The organism is Devosia lucknowensis (genome assembly GCF_900177655.1).
GTDB classification, from domain to species: domain Bacteria; phylum Pseudomonadota; class Alphaproteobacteria; order Rhizobiales; family Devosiaceae; genus Devosia; species Devosia lucknowensis.
The window spans coordinates 278,337-295,276 of the sequence record NZ_FXWK01000002.1 but is presented as its reverse complement, the minus strand read 5'-3'; the positions used below and the strand labels follow the sequence as shown (position 1 = coordinate 295,276).

Here is a 16,940-nt window from a genome sequence, read left to right as displayed (position 1 = left end):
GCCAGACGCGAGCGGCCCATGAAGATACGCGACATAATCCTGGTGCTTACTGCTGGTCTCGGCCTAGCCCTAATCCTTGTGACCATCGCGCTGCTTCGCGGCGAGCTTTCCAAGCTCGAAACCGCAGAGCGCCTGCAGGCATCCAATGCGGTGCGGCAGGAACTGCTGCTCGCGAGCACTGTTTTGGCGCGCGAACGGACGAAGACCTTTATTCATCTCACCGTGTCGAACCAAGATGAATTCGGTGACGATATTGACCAGATGCGCGCCGATGCCGAAGAGGCGCTGGAGCAGGCTGAGGCAGCGCTCCAGTCTGGAAATGGGCTGCTCGCACGCGCCGGAGAAAGTCATGCGCAGGTTGTAGCAAAAAAGGGCAGACTGACGGCCTTACGCGCGAGGATAGACCGAGCAATCGGCGTCGGTGACGAAGGTGCGCGCCTTGCTGCGGCAGCGGCCTGGCTCAGCGAGGCGTCGGCTTTGATCGACGACTTACAGGCCACGCGACTGGACCTTCTCAACGACAACCGTCCGACCGATGCCGTGCTGGCAGCGGAAGCCAACATTCGCGCCTATGTCGATATTCTTCATGAAGCGGTTGCGTTCAATGAGGCGATCGGCGTCTCCCTTCTAACCTACGAGGATGGTGAGCCGGGCGAAACTTTGGTGATGGTCGAGCGCATTTTAGGAAGAGTGAGCCTAGCCTGGCAGATGATCGAAAACGAAGTCGACATCTCTCTCAGTTCTACGGTTCGCGCCGCCATAGCGAACGCACGAGCGCATTATCGACGAGAATACTATCCGCTGCTCCTCCAGCTCGTCAGCGCAAAAGCCGGTGCGGCCACAGCATCAATGGTAGCCAACTGGGAAGCGACATCGGACAAGATGCTCGACGCGCTCAGCGCACTTCAGGACACGGTGATTGTAAGTTCATCAGAGCGGCTTGAGCTACTCGTTCGCGATGCTCGACGGTCGGCCATTATTTTTTCTCTGGTCGCAGGAGCCGGTGCCGTCGCGGCCGTGCTCATTCTTCTTGTCGTGCGCCGTCGGGTGATCCAACCCATCGGGCGCATTAGTGGCGCCATGGTGCGACTGGCCGACAACGACCTTTCGACGCCGGTGCCGCGCGCTCAGCGCCTTGACGAGGTGGGCGTGATGACCAATGCGCTGCGCACCTTCAAGGCCAATGCCATCCAGCGGCAGCGGACGCAGCGCGAACTGCAGTCGGTGCACCAGAACCTGCAGCGCACCTTTGACCAGTTGCGGCATGACCTCGAGGCGGCGGCGACCATCCAGCTCGCCATGCTGCCGGCGCCGGCCATTGTCGACGGCATCAGCCATAACGGGCTTTATAGCCCATCGAGCCTTGTTGCCGGCGACACCTATAATGTCATTGCCCAGCCCGAGGGCGGCGTCGGCTTTTTCCAGATCGATGTCGCAGGACACGGGGCGGCGGCCGCCTTGGTGTCGGTGGCGGGGCAGCATACGCTGTCCCAAGCGATCCTGACACGGCGGCGCGAGGAGCCGATCGAAAAGATCCTCGCACAGGTCAACCGCGAATGGCCCGAGGACCTGCCCTATTTTACTACCATCCTGGGCGAGATCGACGCCGCCGCGCCAGTCGGCCGCATCGTCCAGGCCGGGCATCCCAGCCCGCTTTTGATCCGTTCGAACGGCGAGGTAGAGCCCTTGGGCGGCAGCGGCTTCCCGGTGGGCATGGTTGCCCAGGCCGATTACGAGAGCATCGAATTTGATTTTCGCACCGGCGACCGGCTGCTGATCTATTCCGACGGGGTGGTCGAAACGGAAAATCCGCGGGGCGCCTTCTACTCGGAAGAACGCCTCCACGATTTCGTCGCCGGCCATGCCGCGAGCGCAACGCCGGACCTTCTGGCGTCCCTTCAGAATTCGCTACGCAAGTGGCGGGGAGAAAGCGAGCTGACCGACGATGTCAGCGTGCTGATCGTTGAACGAACCGACCTAAGGAGCAACCATGTTATCCACTGAAACCATCGACGGCGTGCTGATCGTTCGGGTGTTAGAGCGCCGGCTCGACGCCAGCAAGGCGCCCTCTTTCAAGGAGCATATGAGCGCATCCCTGGGCGGCGATGTGAATCGGCTGGTGCTGGACCTGGGACAGGTGGAATTCATCGATAGCTCGGGGTTGGGCGTCATCGTTTCGGTGCTGAAACGCCTCGGTCCGTCGGGGAGCCTCGCCATTGCCAGCGCCAATAGCGCGGTTCGGCGCCTGTTCAGTCTTACTCGGATGGACCGCGTCTTTACCCTCTACGATACGCCGCAATTGGCGATCGAAAACCTTCAGGCCTAGGCCATGCCGTCCTCCCTCAGTTTGAAGATCGACAGTGATCTTGCCGGTGTCGGGCCGGTGGCCCGGGCGGTGCGTGCGCTGTGCTCGGAGACGCTCGACGAGCTGGCGCTCGACGAGCTCGAACTGGGGGTGGTTGAAGCCCTCAACAATGTCATCAAGCACGGCTATGCCGGCCAAAAGGGCTCTTTGGTCCAGGTGCGCGTCGGCCTCAAGGCCGATAAGGTTGTCGTCGAGATCATCGATCGGGCGCCGCCCATGCCACAGTCGGCGCTCCAACCGCCCGATCCCTGGGCCGGGATAGACGAGGGCCAGCCGCAGGATCTGCCCGAGGGCGGCATGGGCCTGGCCTTGATCCAGATGACGATGGACGAGGTAGCCTATTCGTCGCGCAAGGGCGTTAACACACTGACCTTGACCAAGCTATTGTCGCGCAAGTAGCGCCCTGACGCGCGGCTCCAGATCCGGAACCGCTGCGGCTACCAGTGCCAAAGCCGGCGCGACCTCCTGAGACGCAGAGGGTGCCTCCGCTTCGAGCGTGGCGATGACCTGCTCCAGCGATTGCCGATGCTGCGCCGGTTGACCTAGCCCCTGGGCTAAGCCGAGGACGGCCGCGTTCAACGCTGCTGCCCTATTGCCGGCGGTGCTGGGATCGGCGCCATAAGAATCCTCTCCCCTTTGCATCGCTGTCCCGACAAAGTCCGGGGCAAGCACGGGAGCCTCCGAGCCTGTCGTGGCTTGAGCGGCAATAACCTGGTCCCGGATACGCCCGGTCGTATCGAGGTATTCGAGGTAGACGATCGCTGCGGTGGAACAAAGCAGCGCGGCGATAAAGACGATCTGCCCGCGGGCTTGCAGCATGCCATCGCGAAAACTCATGGCGACACGGCCTCCTCGCCTTTGGATTGGTGTGGATGCATCTTGCCGGCGACGATCTCGCTTTCAAATTCGGCGTCGGGTTGCCAGAAGGCGGCGCGGATGATGGGGAGCATGGAGCTGGCATTGGTGAGGCCCCAAAGCGTGTTCGCCAGCATGGCGCCCAGGCCATAGCCGTGACGGCCCTGGGCATAGGCGACCCAGCCCCAAGCCAGGCTCACGAGTGTCAACACCACGACCCCGATCTGCCAGCGCACGAGGCGACCGTAAGTGCCAACCTGCCGATCCTTGGGGGTCACGGGAAAGGCGATCTTCTTGCCGCGCAACACGGTCCAAAGCGCCTGAAGGCTCAGCGGGAATGTCGCCAGATACCAGGCACGGCCCTTGCTGTTTGAATTGCCCCAGGTGGAGACCAGCTTGCTGAGCTCGTTCAGCACGAGGAACGGGGTGATGTGGATGAAAAAATCCAGTGAATAGCCCGCCAGCGGGGCGATGCCGGTCAGAAGGAAAACGATGGGCGAGACGAGGAAGATGACGTTCCAGATCGGCGACAGGTAGGAGTAGAACGTCGCCGCATACATGAGCTTTTGCGCGCCGGTCAGGCCCGGGCGAAAGAGCGGACTGTCGGTGACGAAGATGTCGAGCGTGCCGCCAGCATATTTGAAGCGCTGCAGCATCCAGCTCAGAAGGTCGTTGGGCGAGAGCATGCGCGCTTGCGGGACCGGGTGCAGCACCGATTTCCACCCGCGTTCGCGGTCGGAATGAAGGGCGATCGAGGTATAGATGTCTTCCGAGACGTGGAATTTATAGGGCTGGAACTCGGTATCGAGCGCGCCCTGCCAGCGCATCGCGCTCTTGATCGACTCGGCGATCGCCGTTTCGCCGGTCAGCCGGCGCGCCGAAGCCTCGTCACGACCTGCCTCGGCCTCGATGGCGTCCGACCATTGACGAAGGGCGGCCTCCATCACGGCCTCGCGGCGATGAATGGAGCCCGCGCCGCAACAAAAGCTGGCATTGGCCCAGTTGCGCCGGCGCAGGATGACGTCGAAGAACAATTGCGGATCGTTGGCGAAGGGATCTTCGCCCAGCTGTATCGGACCGACAACACGTTCTACCGCCTGTCCCAGCCAGCGGCCGGGCCGGCCCAGGCGGCGCTCAAGCTTTGCCGGCAGCGGCACGCCGGGGGGCACGTCGTAGAACCATTGCGGCGTCTGCACCCAGGCGACCTTTTCGTCGCGGAAATAGCCCAGCGTTTCCTCAAGGAATGTGGGAAACGGGATCATGTCCGCGTCGCAGATCAGGATGAAATCGCCGCCGGTGACGGTCATGGCATTGCGCAGGTTCCCGGCCTTGAAGCCCAGATTGTCGCTGCGGGTGATATAGTTGACGCCCTCTTCCGCCGCGACCGCGGCCATGGCTGGGCGCTTGCCATCATCGAGCACGTGCACCTTGAGGTCGATCGGATGAGGGTAGGTCAGCGCCTTGGCCGCTTGCAGGCCTTGCCGCACCAGCTCGGGATCCTCGCTATAGGTGGCAAAGAACACATCGACGGCGAGCGGCCGCTCGGGTGCATCGGGATCGCCGCTGCAGTCGCGCGTGGTCACCGGCAGCGGCGGCAGTTCCGGAGATTTTGCCGACCACAGGTTGAGGGTGAAAAGGAAAAGGCCGAGATAGGCGCCGGTTTCGGCCACCAGCAGGGGAATGGAAAACCACAGCGCCTCAAAATTGACCGAGAACATCCAGCGCCAGATGATGTACCAAGCGCCAAACGCAAGGCACGCTGTGCTGAGAAACTGCCAGAGCGCCTCATGCCAGGGCGAATAGCGCAGGGGCGTCCAAGGTTTTTGTGCCGCAAAACGCGAGCGGAAACCGTAATCCGTCATGGCACCGCTAATGCCCTGGTCCGAGCACTGGTTCCCCTGCGATCAGACGCGCCTTGGCCTGCTCAAGCAGCCACAACACCTCCTTGGGATCGGTGTTGCTGGAGCGGACATAAAGGGTGCCGTCATTGCGCCATCCGAGAACCAGAATATGCGCCAGATCGGCACCTTGCGCTTCACCGGCCAGTTGCGAAACAGGATTGTCGGGTAGGACAGCGGCAGGCTGAGCGACAGGGGTCGGGCTCCAGAGCTGCACCGTGACGCGTCGATTGTCTGCGGCTTCTGCGCCGAACTGGTTGGTGCCAGGGGTAGGCACGATATTGGCGGCAGGGAAGCGCGCGCCGGCGACCAGGAGATCATCGAGCACGGCGCTAGCGCGGGCCGCTGTCAAGCGCAGGTTGCCCAGTTCCGAGCCACTGACATCGGCATAACCCGTAATGGTCACCGAGCAGTTGTTGGCCGCAGCGGCGGAAACGAGCGACGAGAGCGCTTCCCCGACGTCTGCCGCCGTGCTGTCAGTGGCGAAACCGATGACGTCGGCGGATGCGGAGCAAGCGTCACCTGCAGACTGTTCGGTCGAAGCCTGCCATCCGCCGGGCGGCGCATTGGCCACCGCCGTTTCGTTCTCCGACCAGACCAAGGCTCCAATCGAGTTGTCGCGTTCTATGATGGTACCTTCGGCGACAATGTTGAAATCGGCAGGAGTGAGGCCCGTCGCACCGACAGTGGCGCTGAGTACCGCAAGGCTGCGGTCTTGCCCCTCGCCGGCAAAATAATCGTTGGTGAGGCGCAGCGTCAGGTCGCCCTGCGAGGCGAGGAGATCATCGCCGACGGCAAAGGTAAAAGTCTGCCCTTCTGGTACCGGGTTCTCGACCGTGCCACTGCCGACCACCGTGCCGCCTAGCGCCATTTCGAAGGCGGGACCGCCCTCGAAGGCCGTGCCCGAGAGAGTAACGCTGATCTCGCCAGCCCGAGCGGAATATCCAGCGAGGCTTAGCGCGAAAACCGCTACCGAACAGAAAAATGCACCGCTTCGCATCACTGCCTCCCGATCCGCTTCAAAGCTTGCAAGCCACAAGGCCCATGACAACCCAAAACGGTCCGTCAGGGTAACCATTGACCTAACGGCAATGCGCTACGAACTCATGCATCAATTTTAAGGGTACCCGAACGCCTCCAACCTGAACGTCAAAGTCGCCAGCCCATGTCTGCTTTTAGCGCTCAACACGTGGGCTCGGACGTCCGAGAGGGGGCGCTTCGCCGACAGTGAAGAACGGCCGCCGGCGAAGTCGCTAATTCATATCTCGGTAGCCTCTGACAGCGAGAGAGCGTCGTCGACGTCCACACCAAGGTACCGAACTGTGTTCTCGATCTTACTATGGCCAAGCAGAATCTGGATAGCTCGCAGGTTGCCTGTGGCTTTGTAGATGAGCGATGCCTTTGTTCGTCGCAGCGAATGCGTGCCGTACTCCGGCGCCGGCAATCCGATGGCTGTGACCCACTCGTCGACCAGCCTGGCGTATTGGCGGGTGCTCAGGTGGCCATCAGCCACGACTCGGCTCGGGAAGGCGAAGTCATCGATCGTGCCCCCGCGTCGCTCGAGCCAGGCAAGCAGGCTGGCTCTTGTATCAGCAGTAATCTCGAACTGAACAGGTCTGCCTGTTTTCTGCTGGATCACCATCGATCGCGAGCGGATGGCAGGTCCAGCCACAAGGGTGCCGATCTTAATCCTCACCAGATCACAGCCTCGAAGCTTGCTGTCGATCGCTAGGTCAAAAAGTGCTCGGTCCCTCATCCTTCCCTCTCGGTCGAGATAAAAGCGGATTGACCAGATTTGTCTGATTTTCAATGCGCGTTTGGCGCCGATTTGCCTGCCGGCATTCCAGGCAGGTTTTCCTGCGGCAGCGGGGTCGTACTGTGAGATACCCATTACATTTCTCCTCTGGCCAAAGCGGCCAATAAGGAAACGAATATGGCAGGCTCAACAGCGGCCCATGCCGACCCCATTTCGGTCACGGAGAGCAGCTGGGAAAATTTCCGAAAGCAGACGCTCAGAACGCGCCTGAGCCGGCTTCAGCCGAGGGGCGTGACAGGATTATGGCGCGGCGACCAGCGCCAGCGAAGTCACCGGTCACCCCTAACGTCCAGTAGATCGCGGCCCAGAGCCATATCTCCACTCCGACCGTAATGACAAGCCGAAGACCACTGCGGTGAGCAGGTCGATTTTGGGCAGCTGTCCAAACCGCTCGACGTCCACCAATGAAGTTGCGCGGGAGAGTGCCAGCAGACCGGAGACGTGGATCAGAACGGTGCAGCAGATGACCAGACTTCCGACGATCAGGTTTAGCCACATGGGTTCTTCTCCCCGAACGGGTCGAGACTATCAGCAGTACCGGTGCGTTGTGGAGAATGGGCAATATCGGCCAGAGTGGCTTGGTCGGTAACGCGCAGGAACGTCATGAGAGCGGTGTCGAGAACGGGAGCGAGACCACATCCGGGAGCAAGTGAGCAGTCTTGACCCGCCATGCATCCAACCAGTGCGAAGTCAGGTTCCGTGACGCGCACGACCTGGCCGACAGTTATGCTTTCCGCCGGTCGGGAAAGGGCAAGTCCTCCCGAACGCCCCCGGCTCGTCTTGAGTAGGTTCGCCTTGGCGAGACGATGCGCGATCTTGGTGAGATGGTTGATAGGGATGTCGAGGCGCCGGGAGGCTTCCGCTATGGTAGTCCGCTTCCCGGGAGTCTCCCGGGCCAGATCGATCAGGAGCCGGAGCGCGAAGTCGGTGAATTGGGTCAGACGCACGAGATACTCCCTGATGGGAACGGCCCCGCCGAAGCGGGGCCGTCGTCCTGACTACTGCGCGGTGATCTCGGGGACGGCCATGCCGTGCGGATGCTCCGCGTTCGGCATATGCGTCAGCAGTTCGCCGTCGGGCGCGGTGACGACGGGCTTGGCGGCTCCGTAGTCGTAGAAAGCGCCGTGCAGGGTCCAGTAGCTGCCGGCGATGATCACCAGAGCGGCGAGTAGGCCTGCAGGAACGCTGCCGATGGCCGGCACCAGCCCCCTGAGCTTGAGGCCCGACGGGGTCGGATCGGTGGCGATCAGGAACAGCGTGCCCATGATCAGCGCGTGGCCGACGAGGTCGATGCGGCCGAAGGGATAGACGGCGGCCGTGAAAATGATGATCAGCGCGATCGCCGACAGCCGGCGGATGAGTGCCGTCCAGAGGAGACCGAAGCCCATGGTGAACTCGGCGACGCCGGCCATCGGGATGAAGGTGTCACGCGGCATGCCGAAGGTCAGGAACGGACGCTCTTCCACCAGCGGGTGGAACCACTCCGCATAGGCGAACTTTTCGAGACTCGACCACATAAGGGCAATGGCCACGCCCCAACGGAGCACCGCGAAGCGGTATTGGTAGTACTTGCTCTCGGGGAATGCTGCCAACGCCAAGTAGCCGGCCACGCCCACGCCCAACGCCAGGTAGTCGAGCAGGTGGAAGAAGTCGTAGTCGCGTAGCGCGATGACCCAAAGCCCGATGATGCCGGCGGCGGCCAGCGGCATGGTCTTACGCGAGAACACCAGGAGGGCGATCAGCAGCTGGAGCCACGATACCCATTCGTTGGGCGTCTGCAGGTCCGGCGTGAGATATACGCCGCCGACCGCGAAGATGGCAACAAAGAAGGCGCCGATGATGGCCCTCATGAAGTCGTCCGAGCGGAGCCACAGGGGACTCGTGAAGCGATCCAGCACTCTACCGATCGTCGTGCCTGCCGGGCTGCGTTCCACCACGACGGTCACCGCGAAAAAGACGAGTACCAGCACGATGCCCATCCAGAACCAGCCGTTGGCCAAGGTCTCGGAGATCGGTGCCGGCGCCGCGCCGACAACATATGGCGCGAACCACTTCACGTGTGCATGCGCCGGCGTCGCGGCGAGGAGGGCCGCCACCGTGGAAACGATGGGGGCACCGACAGCAAGCCGGCCAAGCCGTCCCCATCCCGTTCCCTGCGTACCACTTCTATCGAGAGTCACTTTAAGCTCCATCTGTTGCTGCATCCCTGCAGGTGTGGACACTTAAACATGCACTGTCGATGCATGTTTGATCTGGATCAAGCGCAAATCCCTTTCGTTGGTGCAGGGTTGCTGAAGTGAAGGAAGGACCGAAGAAATGAACTACCTGAGTTGGGCTGCGGCAGCCGTACTCGCCGCGGCATTCGTCGGCGCGCTGGTGGTGCGCGACCAGCCCGCCAACGTCGCGGCGGCCCTGCCGCTTCCGGACATCTGCGGCGACGCGCATGCCGACCACGGCGGAGCCTCCATGCAGGAGCACATCGACATGATGGCGACTTCCGCGGACGAGGGCCATGCCGCCCTGCTGCAGACCATGGAGCCGATGCACTCCAATATGATGCGCGGCATGACAGCGGAAGACTTCCAGACGGCGTTCGTCTGTTCAATGATCCCGCACCATCAGGGAGCGGTCGAGATGGCGCAGGTCGCCCAGCAGTTCAGCGACGATCCCTGGATCAGGATGTTCGCGCAGGAGATCATTACCACCCAGCAGGTGGAGATCGCCGAGATGCAGGCGTGGCTGACCCGGGAAGCTGCAGGTGCCGGCGCCGGTCGGACCGAGTAATCATCCCTACCCTCGAAGAAAGGACAGGCAGCAATGTTCGCACACATCATGATCGCTTTCGACGGATCGGACCTTGCCAGGAAGGCTTTGGACCTTGGCCTTCAAATGGCGAAGCCGAACGGCTCCAGGGTGACAGTCGTCACTTCCACGGATCCGATCGAGACCGGTCTCGGTACCGGCGGCTTCGGGACGATCGACGCCAAGTCCCTGATCGACAAACTGGAGGTGGCCTACTCTGCGGAGGCCTCCGGCATACTAAAGGCCGCCCGTGCCAAGGCGGTCGCCGCTGGTATCGAGATGAACGATGCCTACGTCCCCGGGATGCGCGCATCCGATGCCATTCTCGAGACGGCAGAAAAGCTTGGATGCGACCTGGTCGTGATGGGCTCACATGGGCGGCGCGGGCTTCAGCGGCTCATACTTGGAAGTCAGGCGGCGGCGGTGTTGGCGGCGTCCAAGGTGCCGGTGCTCATCGTGAAATAGGCATGCGGTCGACGCGCGTTCCGCACTCCGCACAGCAGGGGATGCTGATAGATCGCGGCCTGACGGCGGAACGGCTCTTTGTGTCGCGCGGGCGCTACGTCCGCTCGCACAGATTACGCCAAAACGGACTGGCAGAAAGTCACCCTAGAGTGGTGGTCTGCATCCGACCCCATTCCAGACCTTCGCCACTAGACAGGGATTTGCCAAAAGCGGAATTACCTCGATCAGGAGGCGATGGCTGATATTACGATGTCGGAGAAGCCTAACATCGCAATTCCGCCGACACGAAGAGCACAATGTGCTCAAGGTCCGTACAGACGGTAATATGTTTCACAATCACCTCCTGATGAAATTTCGATGTGCAGGACTCTCTCCCAAAGAAGATTTTCTTTGCGCCTCAGGTCCCAAAAGGTTTTCGCTTGGGCCACAACGTTTCGAGAGCTTGAGGAATAGCCCCCAGCATTAATTTCGATGTTGGAGAGGTCAACCTCTGATCCAATAGAGCAAGCCGCCTCCTCAAGCCCTGCTGTTTGACCGGTCGCGTGTGCGTCGAGTAGCAACGCAAGTTGCTTCACAATTTGAGGGGCTTCATCATCCAGCGAGCTAGCGCAGCCAGAGGTGCCGAACACAATCATAGATGTTATTGAAAGTCTGCAAAGAACTGAGGTCTTCATTTAGATTCGTCCTTTGGAATCGGCATAGCGCCGATCAATAATTCCGAATCTGGCTCATTATCAATCAGAGGTATTTACGCCTTAATTGGGGACTGATTGTCCGCCAGAAATTATCTGCAGCGGCGTCTGGTTTTCGACCTTTACACCGGAAAGCAGACTGGCGGTTTACCACCCCCTGTCGGACGCTGATAGCCTCACAGAGAGTTTCCGCCACGCTTATGGGTGTTAGGCGCAACCCTCAGTCCAGCAGCCAACAAGGACGGTCATCCACGTATCCTTGATGGACGCCCAATGCCGTTTTGGTGACCCATAAAACGCGGGTGGTGACTCGACATCTGCAAATGTTGAGATAATACGGAACAAAAGATGATCAACCGCACGACATAGCGGAAGCCCGATTACGCATGGACAATAAAGAAGAACGCCGGATCGATCGCGAAATTCACGATCAGAACACCGGCAGCGACCCCTTCGCAGCAGCCATGCGTGCAACCCGCATGCCGATGCTCATCACTGATCCACGCCAGCCCGATAATCCGATCGTCTTCGTAAACGATGCCTTTGCCCGTCTCACCGGGTATTCTCGGGACGAGACGCTTGGGCGCAATTGCCGCTTTCTGCAGGGGCCAGGTACCAATCTTGACGATGTGGCAAAGGTTCGGAAGGCGATAGCCGACCGCGAGCCCATCGAGATCGACCTTCTGAATTACAAAAAGGACGGCACGCTGTTCTGGAACCGGCTCCTGGTGTCGCCGGTCTTCAACGATGGCGAGCTTTCCTATTACTTCGCGTCTCAGCTTGATGTCACACGTGAACGCACAGCTGGCATCTCTCCAGACCGTGACGAGGTCGAAGCCTCGATGGAGCAAAGGATTGCCGACCTGACCGCAAGCGAGGATCGGCTGCAGTTCACTCTCAAGGCAGGCGGGCTGGGCACCTGGACGCTTGAGCTGCCGCAACAGCGCCTAGTGGCCAGTCCGATTTGCAAAGCAAACTTTGGCCGCGCTGCTGCAGACACTTTCACCTACGATGACCTGGCAGCGTCGATCCATCCGGATGATCGCGCGCGATGGGCCGAGACTGTGCAGCAGGCGCTGGCAAACGGCGGCGACCTGCACGTTGACTACCGTGCCATTTGGCCGGACGGATCGCAGCATTGGATCGAGATCCGTGCGCAAACCCGCTACGACGCGAGCGGCAATCCCATGCTGATGAGCGGAGTGAGCATCGACATCACCGAGGCCAAGGAAGCGGACGAGTACCGCACACTGATGACCCATGAAATGGGCCACCGGATCAAGAATATCCTTGCAACGGTACAGTCGGTGGTCAGCCAGTCGCTCCGCGCTGACGAGCCTATCGAGAGCATTCGCACGACCGTTGTTGACCGTATCAATGCCTTGGGCCGATCGCAGGACATCCTGACGGGAGCAAAGGCTGACGTCGCTGGCATTCGTGACTCGGTAGCGATGGCGATCGAGCCCTTCAATCAAGCGGGGCGCATCCACTTCTTCGGTCCCGAAATCAAGATTGGACAAGATGCTAGCGGCGCGTTGATGATGGCCCTGCACGAACTTGCCACCAACGCCGTTAAGTACGGCGCCTTATCGAACGACGGAGGGCGTATCCTGATCGAATGGGGGCGTGAAGGTGACGACCTTGTGTTTCGCTGGACCGAGAGCGGCGGGCCCGAAGTGCAAAAGCCGTCTCGGTCCGGGTTTGGCTCGCGCATGATAGAGCGCGCCCTTTCCGCAACCATCCGCGGCGAAGCAACAATCGATTTCCGCAGTGTTGGCATTGTTTTTACAATGCGCGCGCCGATCGAAAACTTCGGCTAGGCAGAACGGCGTTTCAGCGGCTCAGGCTTCGCGCCATCAGGCAGCACTTTCTGAAGGTGGTCGTATACGACGTCAGCGCTAAAGGGCTTACGGACAAAAACTGCACCATCTGGCAGATCGTCCGCCTCGGGTTCGATCATGCCTGATGCTACCAGAATGTTGATATGCGGCCAGTTTTGAGAGCACTGCTGCGCAAGGTCAAAGCCGTTCTTCTCGCCAGGCGGCATCTGCACATCTGTGAACAGCAATTGGATGCTATCGTAAGCGGCCACGAGTATCGCCATCGCCTGTCCGTAATTTGCTGCCTCATGCACCCGAAAGCCCGCATCTTGTAGGATATCGGAAGCGTCCATTCGGATCAGGGGATCATCATCCGCGACCAGAGCGTAAGGCGTGTAGTCGTCTGACATGAAGCCTCCTGGGTTTTACCTAAAGCTCAACTAGGTGAGAGACACTTTCGATCCATCCCGATTTCACACTCCAGTCTGCCGAGTCCTCACTTTTAGCCTCGACCAGCAGTTTTAAGAAACGGTCACCGCTTACTGGCTCTGAACTAGCGGTCAGCAACAGCAAAAGAGCCCAAAGCCAACTGCCTGCCCAAAAGCACCCAAAAGACGGAAGCCGAAAGCGTTTAGTCTACTTACTCGTCACTCAGGCCAGACGCTAACAGCACCGACCACTTTCAAATAGTCGGTATTTCTGCCCAATCGGCAAACATGGTGGAATGCGGATGGACAACTGGCGACCCCTTTGCGGTCGTTGAATAGGGTCGAACCAACCCTTACAAGCGGAAGGATAGAGTGATCGACGTTGCGGTGCCGGCCAACATTCCGCAGGAAGGTGTAGTAAATGACCCGTCCGGCTCATATTCCAAGTTGGCCTCGGCTTGTCCTATTGGCAGTTTTTGCGGCAGGCTGTTCTGGGCCATCGGTGGAAGAAGCCGGAACTGATTACCAAGAGCAAGCTGTCCGGGGTCGGCCTACGCTGGTGGTGTCGGTTACCGATGAGACGCCGGCAGAGTTCGCATTCAAGGTTGCGGGCGTGCCATTTGTCGTGGCCAACGACAGGCTGCATACAATTCTCGAGGGCGACCTCGTCGTGCGCGATGAGCTGTGGAGCGGCTTTGCCTTCTACTCAGTATTGCCGGACATCTCGGCATTCACACAGCAGGATGTTTACCTCTTCGGACGGCCATCGACTGAAAGAAACTTTATCCATGTGATGGTGGAGCGATTCTGCCCGACGGTTCGAAAACAAGACGATTGCGACGCTGCAGAGCAAGACGCGCTGATGTTGTCGTCGTACGCCCAACTGTCCCCTGACTGGCCGGTCGAGCCGATTGCCGGACTGACGCCAATTAAGCAAACGCTTGGGCCCGGCGATGATCCAGCTAGCCCAGTGCCTTGGGACGACATCTACAGCATCGACGATGCGTTTGCGGCAGTAGGCGGCGGCTACATCAGTTGCTCTAGACCCGAGAGGCTTCCAGTACCGCATTGCGAGCACCGGTTTATCTGGCGCGACGTCCTTAGGATCAAGCTCACCTACAAGCGTAGCAACGTGCACGAATGGGCAGCTATCCGTGCCAAATCGATCCAAATTCTCGACCAATTGGCCAACCGGGAGCCCGGCACTGACGGTATGAAAACTGTGTACTTTCCGAAGGACTACAACCCAACCAGGTGACCAGTCCACCTACGAGAGGATAGCCGCCGTCGGGCTGCGGTCGCTGCTACCCATGTCCGCTTCTTCAACGGGCCATCCCCAACCTGCCAGTCCGAAAACCACCCCCATCTGGTCGTTGAGCCAGCGGTCCGGCGGTGTCCGCTTTTGGGAGCACGCGACGTTTCGTTGAACGGCCGGAATGGGGCGCATTCCTGCCCGGCCGCTGCCGACCCGATTTAAGTCATAGCCTTAGTAAGGCGAACTACCCAAAACCAACGTCATGAAGCCTTAAGATGCCGGAGTCTGACTGAATAGACCTGATGCAGGGATCAGAATGGGCGCGTTGACTAGTAAATGCAAAAGCATGCAGGCGATCAGGTTTCGCCTGCGCATGTAAAGAGCATAGATCATTGCTGTACCGCCCCCATGATACAAAAGCCAGCCCGGTCCGAAAAAAGTCAGATGCGGGACAAGGAAGACCATGAGGCTCAGGGCCGGCCCAGCCCACGTCGTTGATGTGATGTCGTTGATGCGCTCTATTGGGTAGCCGCGGAACAAAATCTCTTCCGTAATTGCCGTGGTAACGATTATTGCCAGCAGGATAGGAATTGGTAGTGCGACCAACGAGGCTGTCCCTGCGTCTTGAACCGGCGGCAGGAGCGTCATCGCAAGCCAGGACCATGCCATTGCTATGCCCCAGTAAAACAGGGCGGTTTCGATATCTTTGCCATTGGGGCGCTTGATCAGAATGGACGCAACAGACTTGCGCTCCACCACCAGTACGAATGCCAAAAGTGCGCCCACAGCCAGCCAATTCCATAAGACAATGGTGGACGGCCCCTTAAATCCGATGTCTACACCGAGAAGCCGATTGAGCGGGTTCACGTGAGAGGGAAAGTAGCAAATGGCCAGACCGAACAAGACAACGGCTAGTTTGGGCACAAATTCTCCATTCCCTTCGGCTGTTCACCTGGGTGGACTATCGGCTTTACGGGCGGGATCTCGTCCCACGCCCATGCAGGATGAACGCTCTTCGCAATCAGACGCTAAAAAGCTGGCCGGCCGCAACCCACCCCGATCCAGATAGGATGCAAATAGGGTAAACGGAGCGAACTTGGTCCGCTCCGTTGTCTTTGCTTTGAAAGCTTTATGGCAGTTGGGACAACACTCTCATCTTCATTGCTCCCGCCAAAACCGATGCAAGGCTTCAATGTCCGAGCTGGTGAGCAATGGCATGGCTAACGAAAGACGCTCTGTTGACCAGTTCCACCATGCCATTTCTAATAGCATCGCAATTTTACCTTCATCGAAGCGCTTGCGGATGGGCTTTGCGGGGTTGCCGCCCATGATGGTATAAGGTTCGACATCCTTGGTCACCAAGGCACGTGTACCAATAACAGCGCCATGGCCGATTTGAACACCCGGCATGATGATTGCTTCGGAACCGATCCAAACATCATCGGCTATCACTGTGTCGCCGGCAGGTTTGAAGCCGTTTGCCGCTAGTGCGAATTCCGGAGCATCGGGCACAAAAGCGAAGGGAAAGGTCGATACCCAATCGTTCCTATGGCCCTGATTTCCGGCCATGATGAAGGCCACGCCTGAGCCGATTGAACAGAAGCTGCCCACAATGAGCTTGTCGGCACTCTTCTCGGGCAGAAGGTAGCGAACACAGTCGTCGAAACTGTGCCCATGATAATAACCAGAGTAATAGCTGTAACGTCCCACAAGGATATTGGGATGTTGGACTTGCTGATCGAGCGGTATGCCCTTGAAGGGGCTCGCAAAGAAATTGGTCATGATGATGCACTTGGTCTGCCGGTCGCAAGGCGCCGGAATGGATGGTTGATGGCGTGCAAAAGGGTCGGGCGGCAGCGAGGCGCCCGGATCAGCGATCCCTTGAGAGCGTCAGGCCCACAGGATCGCGCTGGAGATGGTACAGTGCGTCATCTTCATGATGAAAACTTGAATATCTTGAGCGGAGCAGATCGTCAAATAGACCGGTCTTGATGGATCTTAGCCAATCAAACGTCGGTCTGCGCTTTCAAAAGCACCGAAGCTGAGCGTCTGGTACCCACTCCGCTTTTTGACCTGGCGGCGGCCTGAGCAGACCGGCAGCTTTCGGGAAATCGCAAATGCGGTCTGAACGGCCGGAATGGGGCGCTTTGCTGCCTAACAGTTAACGACCCCATGTCGGTCATTGTCCACGCTTATAAAGGATCCCAAAACCTGCCGTTTGGGCGTCATGCTCAGCTCCGCAATCAGCTTTGCTTTTCGCAGGCGAGTGTGGAGCGCCAATCATTGACAGAGCTAGCCTGCCCAGTGCAGCCGCAGTCCTGGGCGGGACCAGGGGGTCTCAGCGACTGTGCCGCTGTGGGACAATGTCACGTAGGCGGTCTGAAGGTTTGGTCCACCAAAACAAATATTGGTGGGGTGACTGTCGGGCATCTGGACGAATTCGACCAGATCACCTCCAGGCGAGACGACTGAGCTGACGGGCAAGGTGGCGCCCTACAAGAAGAAATTCGGCATTTCTCCACCGGGCATCTACCATCTGCCCTT

General features: G+C 59.5%; 18 protein-coding genes. 7 read left to right on the top strand and 11 right to left on the bottom strand.

Annotated elements, in window-relative coordinates:
- Positions 1-78: 78 nt before the first annotated feature.
- Genes CCK88_RS13765 through CCK88_RS13755 form a run of 3 tightly spaced genes read left to right on the top strand, consistent with a single transcriptional unit; the run spans position 79 to position 2,764 of the window.
- Positions 79-2,004 (top strand): PP2C family protein-serine/threonine phosphatase, encoded by a 1,926-nt coding sequence (locus CCK88_RS13765; RefSeq protein ID WP_140048993.1) that lies wholly within the window; start codon positions 79-81, stop codon positions 2,002-2,004.
- Positions 1,991-2,326 (top strand): STAS domain-containing protein, encoded by a 336-nt coding sequence (locus CCK88_RS13760; protein ID WP_086471168.1) that lies wholly within the window; start codon positions 1,991-1,993, stop codon positions 2,324-2,326. The genes CCK88_RS13765 and CCK88_RS13760 overlap by 14 nt, the downstream gene beginning before the upstream one ends.
- A gap of 3 nt (positions 2,327-2,329) precedes the next feature.
- Entirely contained in the window at positions 2,330-2,764 is a 435-nt protein-coding gene (locus CCK88_RS13755; RefSeq protein ID WP_086471167.1) for an ATP-binding protein, read from the top strand.
- Here CCK88_RS13755 and CCK88_RS13750 read toward each other — a convergent pair.
- The 6 genes from CCK88_RS13750 to CCK88_RS13725 all read right to left on the bottom strand — a co-directional run bounded on the left by CCK88_RS13750 (position 2,747) and on the right by CCK88_RS13725 (position 9,114).
- Positions 2,747-3,202, bottom strand: coding sequence for a hypothetical protein (locus tag CCK88_RS13750; protein ID WP_086471166.1), 456 nt, complete (start codon positions 3,200-3,202; stop codon positions 2,747-2,749). The two genes, CCK88_RS13755 and CCK88_RS13750, sit on opposite strands and share 18 nt — an antisense overlap.
- Positions 3,199-5,082: a glycosyltransferase family 2 protein gene (locus CCK88_RS13745; RefSeq protein ID WP_086471165.1), complete on the bottom strand. Its 1,884-nt coding sequence runs from the start codon at positions 5,080-5,082 to the stop codon at positions 3,199-3,201. The genes CCK88_RS13750 and CCK88_RS13745 overlap by 4 nt, the downstream gene beginning before the upstream one ends.
- Before the next feature lie 7 nt (positions 5,083-5,089).
- Positions 5,090-6,118, bottom strand: a complete 1,029-nt coding sequence (locus CCK88_RS13740) for a carbohydrate-binding domain-containing protein (protein WP_170926493.1) — start codon at positions 6,116-6,118, stop codon at positions 5,090-5,092.
- 258 nt (positions 6,119-6,376) lie between these two features.
- Entirely contained in the window at positions 6,377-7,009 is a 633-nt protein-coding gene (locus CCK88_RS13735) for a tyrosine-type recombinase/integrase (protein ID WP_086471163.1), read from the bottom strand.
- Positions 7,010-7,422: 413 nt separating this feature from the next.
- Positions 7,423-7,881, bottom strand: coding sequence for an RrF2 family transcriptional regulator (locus CCK88_RS13730; RefSeq protein ID WP_086471162.1), 459 nt, complete (start codon positions 7,879-7,881; stop codon positions 7,423-7,425).
- Between the two features lie 51 nt (positions 7,882-7,932).
- Positions 7,933-9,114, bottom strand: coding sequence for a hypothetical protein (locus tag CCK88_RS13725; RefSeq protein WP_244557539.1), 1,182 nt, complete (start codon positions 9,112-9,114; stop codon positions 7,933-7,935).
- A gap of 136 nt (positions 9,115-9,250) precedes the next feature.
- Here CCK88_RS13725 and CCK88_RS13720 point away from each other — a divergent pair, with 136 nt between their 5' ends.
- Together CCK88_RS13720 and CCK88_RS13715 are read left to right on the top strand one after the other, a co-directional pair.
- Positions 9,251-9,718 (top strand): DUF305 domain-containing protein, encoded by a 468-nt coding sequence (locus CCK88_RS13720; RefSeq protein WP_086471161.1) that lies wholly within the window; start codon positions 9,251-9,253, stop codon positions 9,716-9,718.
- A 33-nt stretch (positions 9,719-9,751) separates the two neighbouring features.
- On the top strand, positions 9,752-10,201 hold the full coding sequence (locus CCK88_RS13715) for a universal stress protein (protein ID WP_086471160.1): 450 nt from the start codon (positions 9,752-9,754) through the stop codon (positions 10,199-10,201).
- Between the two features lie 302 nt (positions 10,202-10,503).
- On the opposite strand, the gene CCK88_RS18255 is transcribed toward CCK88_RS13715, so the two are convergent.
- Positions 10,504-10,875: a hypothetical protein gene (locus CCK88_RS18255; protein WP_140048992.1), complete on the bottom strand. Its 372-nt coding sequence runs from the start codon at positions 10,873-10,875 to the stop codon at positions 10,504-10,506.
- A gap of 404 nt (positions 10,876-11,279) precedes the next feature.
- Between CCK88_RS18255 and CCK88_RS13710 the strand changes: the two genes are divergently transcribed.
- Positions 11,280-12,713 (top strand): PAS domain-containing protein, encoded by a 1,434-nt coding sequence (locus tag CCK88_RS13710; RefSeq protein ID WP_086471159.1) that lies wholly within the window; start codon positions 11,280-11,282, stop codon positions 12,711-12,713.
- Here CCK88_RS13710 and CCK88_RS13705 read toward each other — a convergent pair.
- On the bottom strand, positions 12,710-13,123 hold the full coding sequence (locus tag CCK88_RS13705; protein WP_086471158.1) for a response regulator: 414 nt from the start codon (positions 13,121-13,123) through the stop codon (positions 12,710-12,712). The two genes, CCK88_RS13710 and CCK88_RS13705, sit on opposite strands and share 4 nt — an antisense overlap.
- A 439-nt stretch (positions 13,124-13,562) precedes the next feature.
- On the opposite strand from CCK88_RS13705, the gene CCK88_RS13700 reads away from it, so the two are divergent.
- Entirely contained in the window at positions 13,563-14,399 is an 837-nt protein-coding gene (locus CCK88_RS13700; RefSeq protein ID WP_140048991.1) for a hypothetical protein, read from the top strand.
- A 267-nt stretch (positions 14,400-14,666) separates the two neighbouring features.
- Here CCK88_RS13700 and CCK88_RS13695 read toward each other — a convergent pair whose 3' ends face one another.
- From CCK88_RS13695 to CCK88_RS13685, 3 genes are all read right to left on the bottom strand, one after another.
- Positions 14,667-15,320 (bottom strand): CPBP family intramembrane glutamic endopeptidase, encoded by a 654-nt coding sequence (locus CCK88_RS13695; RefSeq protein WP_140048990.1) that lies wholly within the window; start codon positions 15,318-15,320, stop codon positions 14,667-14,669.
- Between the two features lie 234 nt (positions 15,321-15,554).
- Complete coding sequence (gene catB, locus CCK88_RS13690) at positions 15,555-16,178, bottom strand: type B chloramphenicol O-acetyltransferase (RefSeq protein ID WP_086471155.1); 624 nt, start codon at positions 16,176-16,178, stop codon at positions 15,555-15,557.
- Positions 16,179-16,688: 510 nt separating this feature from the next.
- On the bottom strand, positions 16,689-16,826 hold the full coding sequence (locus CCK88_RS13685; RefSeq protein WP_086471971.1) for a hypothetical protein: 138 nt from the start codon (positions 16,824-16,826) through the stop codon (positions 16,689-16,691).
- Positions 16,827-16,940: the final 114 nt, after the last annotated feature.